The organism is Dictyobacter sp. Z7_2, from assembly GCF_057551105.1.
In genome coordinates this window covers 2524313-2537793 of sequence record NZ_BAAJPE010000001.1, presented here as the reverse complement: position 1 = coordinate 2537793, position 13481 = coordinate 2524313, and the positions used below count along the sequence as shown (strand labels likewise).

At 46.6% G+C, this 13481-nt stretch carries 14 protein-coding genes; 5 read left to right on the top strand and 9 right to left on the bottom strand.

Annotated features, from left to right (window positions below):
- Window positions 1-182: 182 nt before the first annotated feature.
- The 3 genes from AC27N8_RS10110 to AC27N8_RS10100 form a co-directional block, all read right to left on the bottom strand.
- Window positions 183-2765 (bottom strand): peptidase domain-containing ABC transporter, encoded by a 2583-nt coding sequence (locus tag AC27N8_RS10110; RefSeq protein ID WP_487066540.1) that lies wholly within the window; start codon window positions 2763-2765, stop codon window positions 183-185.
- A 98-nt stretch (window positions 2766-2863) separates the two neighbouring features.
- Window positions 2864-3424 (bottom strand): hypothetical protein, encoded by a 561-nt coding sequence (locus AC27N8_RS10105; protein WP_487066538.1) that lies wholly within the window; start codon window positions 3422-3424, stop codon window positions 2864-2866.
- Window positions 3425-3606: 182 nt separating this feature from the next.
- Window positions 3607-3864, bottom strand: coding sequence for a hypothetical protein (locus AC27N8_RS10100; RefSeq protein WP_487066536.1), 258 nt, complete (start codon window positions 3862-3864; stop codon window positions 3607-3609).
- 563 nt (window positions 3865-4427) lie between these two features.
- Between AC27N8_RS10100 and AC27N8_RS10095 the strand changes: the two genes are divergently transcribed.
- The 3 genes from AC27N8_RS10095 (at window position 4428) to AC27N8_RS10085 (ending at window position 7461) form a co-directional block, all read left to right on the top strand.
- Complete coding sequence (locus AC27N8_RS10095) at window positions 4428-4979, top strand: RNA polymerase sigma factor (protein ID WP_487066534.1); 552 nt, start codon at window positions 4428-4430, stop codon at window positions 4977-4979.
- The gene (locus AC27N8_RS10090; protein ID WP_487066532.1) at window positions 4972-6465 is read left to right on the top strand and encodes a hypothetical protein; all 1494 of its coding nucleotides are present in this window, start codon (window positions 4972-4974) and stop codon (window positions 6463-6465) included. The genes AC27N8_RS10095 and AC27N8_RS10090 overlap by 8 nt, the downstream gene beginning before the upstream one ends.
- Window positions 6466-6672: 207 nt before the next feature.
- The gene (locus AC27N8_RS10085) at window positions 6673-7461 is read left to right on the top strand and encodes a hypothetical protein (RefSeq protein ID WP_487066530.1); all 789 of its coding nucleotides are present in this window, start codon (window positions 6673-6675) and stop codon (window positions 7459-7461) included.
- An 18-nt stretch (window positions 7462-7479) separates the two neighbouring features.
- On the opposite strand, the gene AC27N8_RS10080 is transcribed toward AC27N8_RS10085, so the two are convergent.
- Window positions 7480-7848: a hypothetical protein gene (locus tag AC27N8_RS10080; RefSeq protein ID WP_487066528.1), complete on the bottom strand. Its 369-nt coding sequence runs from the start codon at window positions 7846-7848 to the stop codon at window positions 7480-7482.
- Between the two features lie 622 nt (window positions 7849-8470).
- Between AC27N8_RS10080 and AC27N8_RS10075 the strand changes: the two genes are divergently transcribed.
- Window positions 8471-8668 carry a YwbE family protein gene (locus AC27N8_RS10075; protein ID WP_487066526.1) on the top strand — a complete coding sequence of 66 codons (198 nt, stop codon included), beginning with the start codon at window positions 8471-8473 and terminating at the stop codon, window positions 8666-8668.
- Window positions 8669-8870: 202 nt separating this feature from the next.
- Here AC27N8_RS10075 and AC27N8_RS10070 read toward each other — a convergent pair whose 3' ends face one another.
- The 3 genes from AC27N8_RS10070 to AC27N8_RS10060 form a co-directional block, all read right to left on the bottom strand.
- Window positions 8871-9977: a ferritin-like domain-containing protein gene (locus AC27N8_RS10070; protein WP_487066524.1), complete on the bottom strand. Its 1107-nt coding sequence runs from the start codon at window positions 9975-9977 to the stop codon at window positions 8871-8873.
- Window positions 9978-10201: 224 nt separating this feature from the next.
- A complete protein-coding gene (locus AC27N8_RS10065) occupies window positions 10202-10363 on the bottom strand; it encodes a hypothetical protein (protein WP_487066522.1) in 162 nt (53 codons plus the stop codon).
- 109 nt (window positions 10364-10472) lie between these two features.
- Complete coding sequence (locus AC27N8_RS10060) at window positions 10473-11351, bottom strand: spherulation-specific family 4 protein (RefSeq protein WP_487066520.1); 879 nt, start codon at window positions 11349-11351, stop codon at window positions 10473-10475.
- Between the two features lie 246 nt (window positions 11352-11597).
- On the opposite strand from AC27N8_RS10060, the gene AC27N8_RS10055 reads away from it, so the two are divergent.
- Entirely contained in the window at window positions 11598-12221 is a 624-nt protein-coding gene (locus AC27N8_RS10055) for a GNAT family N-acetyltransferase (RefSeq protein ID WP_487066518.1), read from the top strand.
- 68 nt (window positions 12222-12289) lie between these two features.
- On the opposite strand, the gene AC27N8_RS10050 is transcribed toward AC27N8_RS10055, so the two are convergent.
- Complete coding sequence (locus tag AC27N8_RS10050; RefSeq protein WP_487066516.1) at window positions 12290-12838, bottom strand: DUF6036 family nucleotidyltransferase; 549 nt, start codon at window positions 12836-12838, stop codon at window positions 12290-12292.
- Window positions 12835-13443, bottom strand: a complete 609-nt coding sequence (locus tag AC27N8_RS10045; protein ID WP_487066514.1) for a hypothetical protein — start codon at window positions 13441-13443, stop codon at window positions 12835-12837. The genes AC27N8_RS10050 and AC27N8_RS10045 overlap by 4 nt, the downstream gene beginning before the upstream one ends.
- Between the last annotated feature and the right edge of the window lie 38 nt (window positions 13444-13481).

The following is a 13481-nucleotide window of genomic DNA, read 5'->3' as shown; positions in this document are numbered from 1 at the left end:
TCTGATGTAAGACAAGGAAAAGAGCAGAACAGGACCTTTCGCATCTCTGCTCATGCGATAGCGTGAAGGGTTACAGAAATCTGGTCATACAACCCTTTCTTTAGGATTCCATTCCTCCTCCACGCTCACTTCCTGTCGCTCTCCTTGAAAGCACGACAAGAGACGCACTCGAGACAAGGCATTTACGCAGCCTGAATCTCACCATTCTCTACTTGTATTTTGATCAGTTGCGCGTAGAAACCACAATATCGAAGCAGTTGATTATGGGTACCTTGCTCAACAATACGGCCTTGATCCAATACCAGAATGAGATCTGCATTGCGAATAGTACTGAGCCGATGTGCTATGATGACCTGGGTACAACGTAGGCGATTGAGATTCTGCTCAACAGCCCGTTCCGTCGTCACATCCAAAGCGCTGGTAGCCTCATCAAGCAAGATCAGCGCAGGTATGGCAGCCAAAGCACGTGCCAGAGCCAGGCGCTGACGTTGTCCACCAGAAAAGACGCTTCCTCCTTCTGAAAGCAGCGTTTCGTATCCCATAGGCATCTTTTCAATGTCTTCATGAATGGCGGCCGCCTGTGCCGCCGCAATAATCTGCTCCATATCCATGCCAGGATTATTGAAAGAGATATTGTCTCGTACCGACCCACTGAAGATAAAGGCCTCTTGTAGGACAACACCAAATTGTCTACGCACCTCTTGAAGGTTGAGTCTCTGTAACGAGATCCCGTCAAACAGAATATCTCCCTCGGTAGGAACCATTAAACCAATCAGCAATTTACCTAAAGTACTCTTACCTGATCCAGTTTTCCCAACCAGCGCCACCTTCTGACCAGGTTGGATACGTACCGAAACGTTCTTTAGAATAGGTGCTGTATTAGGATCATATTGGAAACTTACGTTTCTCAGTTCAAGCCCCCCTTGTAGCTTCGGAGGCATGAGCACCTGATGAAGATCTTGCTCTGCTTCGTTCCCCAGCACATCAACCAGACGATCAAAGTGCGCACGTGCCACCTGTACCTTTTGCCCACTAGAGGCCAGTGAACTAAGGGGTGTCAGAAAAGAGACAGCAAGTGTATTGAGCGCCAGCATGGCACCTACTGTCATTGCACCAGAGATTACTTGAGTCGCCCCAATCCAGAGGAGCAGTATGGGCGAGAGGAATTGCAAGATCTCAAAGACAATACCAACCACCGCCAACAGGTAATTACGGCGAATAGAGATATTCATTTCATCAAAAAAGAGATTTGTCCAATGTGCGAGAACTCGCTGTTCAGCGCCAGCCGCCTTTACAGTGGCAACACCAGCCAGAACCTCATTCAAATATCCCTGTGTTTTTCCCTGTGCCACCAGATCACGTACAGTCAACCGACGAATCGCAGGAGAGGTAGTCAGCAATAATCCCACCTGAACAACGCCAATGATGACCGTAATACCTGCAAAGAGCTTCGATGCCACAATCAGAGCGACAAGATAGACAATAACAGAAAAACCATCCAGTAAAGTAGAGACCATCTGACTCGTCAGGAGATCACGAATGGCTGCATTACTATCTACACGAGCCAGGAGATCACCATTCAAACGCATCTGGAAGAAACGATACGGTAAACTAAGCATATGTTCAAAAAAATGAACCATCATTTGAGCATCGATACGTGTCTGCAAATAAATGAGTAAAGACGTTCGCAGCAGCTTCATGATGCCCTGGATAAAAATCAGAAAGAGCATACTCATTCCCAGAAGCGTCAAAAGATTGCTGGCTTTCGTTGGAATAATGTAGTCCACTATCATCTCAGTTAACAGTGGTGCCCCTAACCCAATCAGTTGAAGTAAGAAAGAAAGGCCAATAATCTGAGCCACAACACCTTGTAGACGCGGCAAAGACCGCAGATAAGTCCACAAAGAGAGAGTACCAGTAGAAGCCTGCCGTTCGAATTGCGCTCCTGGTTCGAGCATAATCAAAATACCAGTAAAGCCCGCTTCAAACTCCTTAGGAGATAATTTCCTGCGTCCTAATGCTGGATCAAGCACATCTACATACTTGGAGGTCCAACGCTCCACAACCACGAAATGGTTAAATTCCCAATGGACAATCGCTGGAAATGTAATAAAACGAAAGTCATTCTTTTTTAATGAAACAGTGCGTACCCGCAGCCCATACTGACGAGCCGCCTTGACAATAGCAAGCGCAGAGAGCCCATCACGCCCCACGCCACAGCGTTCCTGAACGCCTGAAACGCTTGTTGCATATCCATAATAATTCAGAATCATCGCGAGACAACATGCACCACATTCAACAGCACTCATCTGTCTTAATTCATGAACACGCTTCCAGCGCTTTTTACGGCGTGAGGAGGATTTACTTTGTGTGGAGGGCTGTTTACGTACCTGCTCTTTGGTTTGCTCCAATGGAGGTGCGGCGGAGACGCTAGCAGGTCTGACATTTGTATCAGGTCGATGCGGAGTATTTCCTCGCACAACCTCACTTTGAACACCGGCAGAGGATGCCTGTGGAAAAACATTGCCATTGAGTGGAGTGCTTGGACGGCTGGGTAACGAAAGAGTATAAGCTCCGAACAGAGCATCCTTGCCTATCTTTCTGGCTGGACTGAGCAAGGGAAAGATTGCAGGAGGCAACAAGGAATCCTGAGCAAGCTCCTGGGAAGAACTGGGTAGCGACAAGCGAGGTGGTACCAGTATTCTCTGCCGATCCTCCTGTCTGGCAGTTTCTTCCGAAAAATGCACATTTTGTGCTTGTTCCATAGTGAGTCTATCCCTTTTATCTCATAACTACGCGAGGCTCTCTTCCTTAAAACCTTAAATGCTAAAGAATCCAGCATAGTTACTTTATTTGTGAGAAATTACTTTAAGCCCGGCAATGAGGAAAGCACGCTTTGCGATCCTGTCTGAATTTGAGCATTGCACAGGCTACCAGCGTAGATCTGAGGTGAAGCCACCTGCCTCATAGAAATCGTGACTGTAATAGATGGCCCTGTAATTATTTGTGCAAGTCCTCCTTGCAAAGCAAAACGGCTACGCGCTTCGTCAGGGCTAATAATCGCTGTATCCACATGTTCAACAGAGCCAGTCACGTTAATGGATGTAGGGCCAATACTCACAACGGCGGGTTGTCCAATATGCAGGTCTGTCCGATGATCAGATGAAAAAAAAAGCACTGCTACTACATCGGCCGCTACTTGTCCTACCATCTTCTGTTCCACAATCACTCCCTGGCTCTGGACCACAACCGGGACTTGTACAGACCAGGCAAATCCTCCCGCGGCGATAAGCAGGAGCAGAAAAACCCAGAAGAAGATTAATGCTGGAGGATAAGACACACGTAGTAATATCCCTTGTTCTTGTCTCTGTTGATACTGCTTCAAGGCACTTTCTCGAAAGATCGATTGTTCCGACTTAGGCATTATGATTTCCTCTGATCTCTCGCAGCCTGATTTTCTTATCTGGCTCACTGGACTCCTGCCTGACAATTGCAGGCAGGAGTCCAGTGAACGGGCAAGGCAAAGCTCAATGCAAGCAGACCGCATATATGTTCTTTACCTTGCTATACAGTAATACCTGAATTAAAACAGGCTATCTGGTATTATTAGAAGAGCAAAGATCCTGGTGTGACCTCAGGGGTACTGACATTCACGCCAGCTGCCTGTGTGCCAATACCGCTAATCCCGATACTGTTAATCGCCTGGGCTGCGGGGCTAGCAATATTGCCAACGGTACCAAGCACACCACCCACATTCACTGCCTGAAGCAGGCTACCACCGGTAACTTGATCCAGTTGCTCATCAGCAACCTCTTCCAAAACCTGCTCTTCGATTACTGCGTCCTTCTTCGTAAATTTAAACATGATAGACTCCCTTCCATTCATAAACGTTCGCCAGTTCTTGCTGACTTCAGAGATCTGCATAGATCCTGGCAACAACAATTAAATGTATACTTACCGAGCAATTCATCAATATTTTTACTTTATAAGCAAACATATCACATCGATGAATATCAATATAAACATCGGCAAGTAATTAAATACTCTATTAATGAATAACAGAGATTTTCGAGATTGTTGATAAATTACCAAATATTCAGGCATTTCAACGCTCTCACAATAGTTATCGGAGAAATGTCAAAAATGTTACGCGGTTCGTGGCAATTGCTGAAAATCTGTTTTGTTGGCTATCATATTTTCCGTATCTGCATCACTATTGACGTGATGTAGATCCAGCTCAAAGCAAGCGAGAGAAAGAAGCCAGGCCAGCATTTATCTCCATCAAGTACGCAGATCTCCTTTTAGCACGTTTATACAAAATCGAGCAGATAGCCTATTTGGCTAAGAAACAAGTAGCCACGCAACATTCTTATAAGTGCCTCGATAACAAATATGAAGTCATAGAAAATACCTTCTTGAGGAGCACAATGTACCAAAGACAAAGGCAAGCTCTTGACGGTTCACCAATTGAAAGTCTTTATCACAAACATTCACGCAATGTTTTGAAATATGTTCATCGTTATATTTTTTCCAAGGAAGACGCAGATGATTTATTAGTCGAGGTCTTCCTGGCTGCTATGGAAAGTTCTACATTATTCACATTGGAGATGGAAGAACAATTTGCCTGGTTGCAACGAGTAGCACGTAACAAAGTCATCGATTATCAGCGGAAAGTCATCAAATATCCTGCGGTAACGCTTGAAGATGTACTGGATAGCCCATTTATAGCTGATCATCTTACTCCTGAAAAGGCCGTGGTAAAACGGGAAGAAATAGAATTGTTACGCACCCACATGGCGGAATTACCAGAGTTACAACAGCAGGTATTGCAGCTTCGTTTCGAAGATGGTCTACGCACCAAAGAGATTGCATTAAAGCTTCATAGAAGCGACGGAGCCATCCGCTCCTTGCTGTTGCGTTCCCTTAATCTTTTGCGTAATCTTTATAGCTCACACGAGGAAGAACAGATTAATGGATAGTTGCGATGAAAAGCTGACACTTGAAAACGTGGATGAGCAGGTAGAGCAGTTGCTTATGCTGCCACAAGAGATTGAGCATGCAAATCTAACGCCTCTGGTCCGCACTGTCCATAATCTCCGAAGTGTCTACGAAGAGGACCGTAGGCTGGAACAGGTCTGGGCACGTCTTCAGCGTCATGTGCCCAATATGGGTGCGGTTGGCTCGCTAGAGTCGGTTGAGGAGATACCCACGAGCCCGGCAGTAGCGAGGGAAAAGAAAACGCTACAAAATTTACGTAGCAAAGACTTTAACCCAATCCTGCGCAGGCCAAATAAGCAACGACAACAACCATTGCGTTGGAACTGGTCCTACCTCGGCGTCGGATTAGTCGCAGCCATGCTACTCATTAGCTTTTTTACCTGGCCGTTATGGACTTATGCAATTCATAGCTTACAGACTGCAAGCATTCAACAGCCCACAAAGGTAGCAACACCTCAATCCCAGTCAACAGGAAATCTACCTGGAATGAAACAATACGCCGGGACATACTTCAAGATTCAGTATCCCACGGATTGGAAAATAACGAGTGTTGATGCAAGCGGCACAAGTTCCTCTTTGCAAAAAGTGCATTTCCGTCCATTGGCAACGAGTTCTGTAGAAGTTACTATCGATATAATGTCCAGCAGCAATTATTCCAATGAGCAGTTGTTGCAGATGGACCCTGATGTAAAATCGGGTACGCTACTAAGTACAAGTAAAGTAATCTATCATGGGATTCCCTGGGCGATAGGTGTCGTCGAACGCGCAGACTCTACGCAGACTCAAATGAGTAAATTTAAAGTGGCTTACTCCAATCAAGGGGCCCCACGGAGAATCGAGTTTGCCGCGACATCAGATATGTTTAATGTTTATTCAAAAATTTTTGATGCTATGTTCGCTTCGTTCTCTACGCAACCAGATCAGGTGGCTACATCTACACCTACACCCATACCTACACCAGCGATCACACCTACAGCCCAACCGATACCAACAAATACTGCAACGCCAACGATCACGGCGACATCGACACCAACAACTAATGTGCTCGATAACTTAAAAGAATATATCAACCAGTATTTCAAGATCCAGTATCCAGCCAACTGGATAGTTACCAATGTAGCAACAAAAGATGGCTACATACAAACCATACAATTTCGCCCATCTGCCACAAGTTCTGTTTTCGTCAATATCAGTGTCATGAACAGCAACCCTCTTTCGAGTGCCGAGCTGCTACTCACGGATCCAGATGTGGAACTGGGTGCATTGCTAAGCACGAGTACGGTTACCTATCATGGGATTCCCTGGGCGGTTGGGATCATTTATCTCGCAAATACAACACAAGCTCAAGTTGCATACTCTAACCTGAATGCCCCCTACAAAATCGAGTTTGGAGCGCCTCAGGATACGTTTAGTGCCAATACAAAGATCTTCAATGCCATGTTTGCTTCATTCTATCCGATACACTAGGGGTTCACGAAGACGAAACCATCTACTGACCGCTGCGTGGCTCATTTGTTGTGGATGGGTGGGCGAACAACCATAATTGTTCGCCCACTACTTTGCAGAACGCACCAGATACTATAAATGCTGGAGAAAAGTTCTCTATCAGATCCAGCAAACAACGTACAGCAAGTATGCTACCAAGAATTACGCATCAAGAGGAATGTTTCAAATATGAAGAAATTAAGAATAAATGGACAAGCCTTGCGTCAGCCTGAAAGGCCAGGGCAAGCGCAGAGCAAGGCGCACATTCATCAAAAGACAGACCGATTGGTTTCTCTGCGCGTTATTATAACCATGCCGGTACTCTTATTGATAGTTATTTTGGGATTTACCTCTTTCGTTAGAGTGAATAATGCCTATGCCAAAAGCATGTGTGGTATACTTTCCATTTGTCCAACACCCACACCCAATCCAATCCCTAAGCCGACGCCCACGCCTAATCCAATTCCTACACCGACGCCCACGCCTGATCTAATCCCTACGCCTACGCCCATACCTATACTTAATCCAACGCCTACACCTACTCTTAGCGCAACACCCACACCGAATCAGGCAATCACTCCACACGCAGTTTCGTCACCAACAGCGACACCTGGCGTATCGAGTGTGATAATCTCTAAAGGAGCAGGGCAAACACCTGGCCCCACACCAACAAGCATCTCCGTTACCAGGAATAGAAACCCGGAAAAACAGATGCAAAATCAGTTGGGAGAGAGTGGATTTTCACATATGATGATACTTATCGTGATTATTTTCTTATGCCTGCTCCTGATCCTGGGCACCGGGTTATTTTTCTTTCGCCGTATGCTTTTACCACCGATTGATGTGAAGATACCACCGAGTGGGGTCAGTTACTGGTTACCCTCCTCACAAATCTTTTCACCAAATAATACAAGTGGTATTCGTGCTAAGAGCGAGACTTTCTCCAGCATGCAGCATAATCAGAGGGAAAGCATATAGAGATTGTTTATGATCACCCTAACGCAGTTCTTCCACAGTAGGTAATTTCGTCCTGGGTCGCCACACTGCACTGCCCTCTTCATCTCTAGCAATGGTGCCTAGCCAGCCCGGCAGATTGGCATTTGAAGGCGATTGACTATTCATCAATATGTACAATTCCTGTGATTGCTTATGATAACGATGAATATATTCATCAATCTCAAATGGATTAAGCTTCTTGTCTCCATCCGACGAGATCGCTTCAAAGAGCGCTGTTTGTAAGCCTGACAGTTTCTTCGTATAATACTCATCGACCATCTGTCGTACACTGGCTCGCTCTGCTTTTGTCATCGATCTTGTTTGGAGAGCTGCTAACAATTCCTGCATTTGTTCCAGTTTTCCAGTCATTATTTCCACTCCTATTAAGCATACTTGAGATTTATTTCATCACAACGAGGATGAAATGTCCAGCGGTTTTCATTGCTTCCTTATGGCTGGATAACCTATATTACTCTTACCAGTATCATAAAACAAAGGGAGGTATCTCGTGGAATTCACCTTGAAGGCAAGCAACAATCGTATTGCCGTGCCTCGGTCTTCAGTTCAATCGATGGCCAGAGCAGCAATATGGCTGGATTTCCACGAGATGGATGCTCAACAAGGTAAAGCTCGCCAGCAGTGTCTGAAGAAAGCAATGTGAGAACTCTATATTTGCACAACACTATCAATCCCTGTGGAAAATTTTTAGCTGCTTGCATCTCATCAAGAGTGTGGAGTATCACTCGCATCCGTAGTTTCTTACACCATTGATTGAATTTTCAATTTCCCTGTTCTCTATATAGAGCAAATCAAGTTGGGAAGTTGGGCATGAAGGTGTGGCACAAAATATGGACAGATGAAGTGAAAGTGTGTTACTCTGGACAATAATGTTTCATCCAATGTGTGATGGTGAACATCAGGAAACATATAAAATCTGCTCTGGGAAAAGAGACATCCATTCACCAGAGATGACAGTAGAAAGCACAACTGCATGCCAGATGGACACATCCGTCAACATATCCGTTCGGGAATCACCGTATCAATCGTGCTCAAGCAAGACCAGCGAACAGGAAAACTGACCCGAGGCATCGTCAAGGACATTTTGACAAACTCCCCTTCTCACCCACATGGGATCAAGGTACGACTGGTCGATGGACAGGTTGGGCGCGTACAGAACATCGAGGAGTAATACCACACGAAGCGAACCTTACTTCCTTCCTCCTCCAAATCCGATGCAAGCCCAAGTGGAAATAGAGCCAACAGGGAGTGGGCCTAAGGCAAGCGACTTGCCTTAGGCCCACTCCCTGACCTCGACTACAACTACAGTCCAGCATAATCCCTGCACTGGTGCACAATTTTGGCGTGGTTCATTTCAACGGAGAGAGGCTGCTTTAAAAGCCGCGTTGGGCCGCATCAGCCTCTTGAGCAAGTCCGTTGAGGACTTCAAAGAATGCATGCGGTTGCCCAATAAAGAGTCCGTCTTTGATCAAACTCTGGAGTGCTGCATTGGCCGCTCCATGCGTCTCGGTCGGGCGAATAATCGAGATGGCAGGCAGTTTGCGGCTGAGGAAGATGGTTGGTTCGGGCATAATCAGATTGGTCTGAAAATCCTCGCCACCAAAAGGAGCCACGTTCAGATTAGGGAACGTCAAACCATTCGTAGGATCTGTCACCACAGGTATGTTGCCAGCTTTGTCGTGCCAGGTCTGAAAATGCGCTGTTTCGGTCGGGCCAATGCTCAGAAGAATACGCAGAACTTCGACGTTGGTGACGCGCTGTGCGAGAGACGGGTAGAGACTACTCCCCCCCTGCTCAATAAAGCCAAAATGGAAGCCAGCGGTATTAGCAATAGCCTGGATATGGTCTGGATTAACCGTATCATGATCGTCGCGAGGAATAGCAGGAAATTGTCCTTTGGAGAGATCTGGGATAGCCTGAGCAAAGGTATCTCCAAAATCGGGATTCCGCGTGCGGCTACGATACTTTGTCCACCAGCTTGTATCCACAGTAAGTTCCATCAGGTTGGTCAGACGACCAATCTGCTGAGCTCCCCGCGCTTTGCTACTTGGTAAGGTGCGAAAACGATCCAGGTTGACAGGTTGAGCTCCCTTGGAGATCAGATAAGCATTGAGCCAGGTAAAATGGCTCATCTCATCTTCGGTATTGTCGTGGATATACTGCGACATATCACCGTCGAGTTGAGCAATAGCATTGGTATATGCCTCATTTCCACTCCCACCCGGCAATTCTCTATCCTGAATGCCTGCCAATTCGTTGTATTGCTGCCACAAATCCGTTTCGATGATCTCGGCTGCAGACAAGAAACGTAGAATGGCGATGTCTCCCTGGGTAAGGTCACGGTTGGCGGTTGCGGCAAAGGCTGAAGTACCACTGGACAGCAATCCAGTACCGATAGCTCCTGCTGCTCCTACGAAACCTGTACGCAAAAAAGCACGACGGCTATCAAAGCTTCGCAAGTATTTTACCTTGTGTTCCATGATTTCTTCTTTCTGCGACTTATGCCGCATGTACATCTGGATCTGCATCTTCATCGAGACAAAATCAGGCAAAAAGTACATGTTACAAGTAGAGTGCTTACTAAAGAATATTTAATGCTGTATATTATCTGTGTGGCCACAAGAAGCATTGGTGTACCATTGATTCATACGTGTAGAGGTTACAGGTCTCGGTAGTGGCGAGTTGTCAAGGGGATTTTATCCATTCATGTTGTTGGTATTGATGAGTCAAAATATTCTTTCGTCAACGAACTGGTTGGTCGCATATTGACGATCGCGAAGGTGACCCTCTTCCTGAAGGCCCGGCTTTTCGAGCAGCCGTGTGGAGTCGAGATCAGGAAAAGACGACGCACTATCGAAGAGTGCATAAGAATCTCTTTGATAGCGCGCCGTCTTCCACAATTTGCACGTCTTAGTTCGTTCTCAGCAACTTCCCGTTGAGTTTCAAGTCGCTGCTTGAATTTCTTGACCAGTGCTCTAGCAGGAACGGGCTTCGGTCGACCAGTAAGAGGGAAGCGAAGCCCAGGGATTACCCGCCAGCGTGTCATCAGTGATATAGCGATATGTGATGCCAACTCCCAGACTATTCAAACTTGAGCAGGCACTGCGGAGATCACTGGCACTGGCCTCATAAATCAAAGCTGCAAAATCAGTCGACTTATATTTGCGCACCCATGAAGGTGCTTGAATACTGCCATAATCTGCGTAGCTCCCCTCAAATGTCACCAGAATATTCACCACATTGCCTTTGGCGAGCGCCCAGTCGGTTGCCGCGTACGTCCCCATATTGCCGATCACCAGATCGTGCGAGGAATTACCTTGTGTGTGAATATAGGAGTACAGATCTCTATAATAGCTCGCGGTGGTCGGATCATCAGACATCTCATCCAGGAAGATGCCATTGACTCCATACCAGCGATAATACTCAGCGATTTCTGCTTTTACATCAGCCTTCGAGCGAGCTCCATAACTCGTATGCACGTAGCCAACCACGTTCTGATTGTCATGCTGACAATGATCTACTGCCGCCGTATAACCACTATCGACTGCCGTGGCAGGGCCAGAATCCGGATTCAGAATGGCAATACTCTGAGATGGCATAGTATCACACATCGTGAACCAGTCATTGGTACCATTCACAACCTCAGGATAAAAATAAGCAGGCACAATAATCTTGTTAGTAGTCGCTCGAGGTGTAGGTGTACTGCCGCCTTTGTGTTTTTGTGGCGTATGTGAAGCATATGCACTACTCTTGACTGTACTGGCAGCATGAGCAGAACTACTACGCACAAGTACTCCGGAGATAATCGCAATTGCTACTAGAGTAAGCACGACGATTTGCATGATTTTCTTCATTGCCAAAATCCTTTTTGTTCTCGTTTGCTTTTTTAATCGTAAATCTTTAACGATCAGGAAACCCATACGCAGTGTATCATGAACGTAGAACATAGTTCAATGTAGAGAGCTCTACATCTATATAGTAGGGAACTATTCCTGGTCGGTTAAGGTAAGGTATGATACCACTATACGTTTTTGTACTCACAACAGCAGATCGAAATCGGCAAATTCTATCAATTCATCATTGAACCAGGAGAGAAACACATGGATGAACGAGATGAACGAGACACACCAGAGGTCGATGCATATCCCTATCTCAGTGGGCAGGCCGTGAGCGAGGCACCTATCCCCATGAAATCGAAGAAGGACAGGGAAACCGGGTCGGAATCGACCCCCTATCTTCCCAGGACAGATCTTCAGTTGCTCCGCCTCGACCACGCACCAGCCCTGCTTGCGTTCGAGCGGGAGAATCGAGCCTACTTCACGGCATCGATACCAGATCGGGGGGATGAGTTCTTCACCGAGTTCAATACGCGGCATGCACAACTACTCGCGTGGCAGGCTACCGGGACGGATTACTTCCACCTGCTAGTGACCGAGCGCGGCGAGGTGCTGGGGCGAGTGAACTTGACTAAAGTGGCAGATGGGTCGGCGGAACTGGGGTACCGGATTGCGCAGAAGGCGGCGGGGCAGGGACTGGCGACAGCGGCGGTGCGCAAGGTGCGCGAGTTGGCCGCCACAGAGTACGGACTCAGCAGGCTGCGTGCGAGAGTCACACTGGACAATCCAGCTTCGCGCAAGGTGCTTGAACACAATGGGTTCGTTGCCACTGGCAATCTCACGCTCAACTGCAAGCCAGCTATGTCCTACATCTGCGAACTTCGGTGATGCAACGTAGTCTTATCTCTGCCGACAATGACAATTCTCAATGAATAATAAGAACATTGTTATCCACCCTAGAGAAGTTGACGAATAACTTGATAACGTTGAGCAAACTGCGATTGTGAGAGATTGGGAAAACGCTTATCATATGGTGGCACGCCAATTTTTTGTATCACATCCCGACATAATACATCAAGCTCTGCGACATCCACAAATCCCTGACTAACCAGAAGCTGGACGTCAATCGCATCTTGTCGGCTTGCTCGTTGCGTTTTGGATAAAGCAATGCTGTACCAGTCAAAATAAAACACATCAACTTGATTGTAGCGCTGAATAAAGGCCGATCGAGCCTCCCATTGTGTCGGTAAAGGCAGAAAGTCACCTGGAGAAGCAAACTCAATATTGATATTCATGGTCTGCTTCAAACGTGCAATCTGATTGGTGAGGTTGGCGGGATCGATCGTAATATGAATATCGATGTCGAGCGTTTGCCCAGGACGAATCCCTCGATGGACCAGTGCCGCTCCTCCCGTTAAATATAATCGTCCCGACTCTCGGGTCCGTCCAACCTGGACAAGAAACTGCTCAATTTCTCGTTGCCCAATATGTGGTCGCATACTCATGCCGAAAATCCTTCCTGAAGACTGATTTGTTGTAGTACCACTCTGGCATCTTCTGGGAGCTCGCGATGATGAGCCTCTTCCTGCGTCAAAAGATGATTGATTTGATTTTGCCAGTCTTCAAGAAAATTCAGTGGGAGACCAGAACGCTGCTGTTGATACTCTTGTAATGCTAATAAGCCATGCAACCCAGAGCCAGCATCTGGCGAAGGTAAGTGACGCTCTTCCCAGAGTGCACGAAATGGAGTCACTGGAAATTGTGAAAGATGACCAAAAGCGCAGGTCAGCCGAAAAATCCACCATTGCTGAAGATAGAGCGTTGCCAGCGTCAAAACAGCAATCTGCTCAGTAACAAGTTCATCACTGTTCTGGAGGGCATCCACAATGGCTGAAGATAGATCTGGATGTAAGAGAAACAAAGAAATACTTGCATTCTCAACCAACGGATACCCACATGCAGCCAGGCGTTGAATCAATTGCACCGCATCAATATCAGCATCCTTCCGATGAAAAGAAGAACCATTCCCTCGGAGGTAGTTCACGCCCTCGGCATCCAAGAGCGTGATCAGGGCATCAACTTCCTCCCAATCAAACTGTATATCTATCATATTTATTCTCACATGAAAGTTTATATCATCGTATCCAA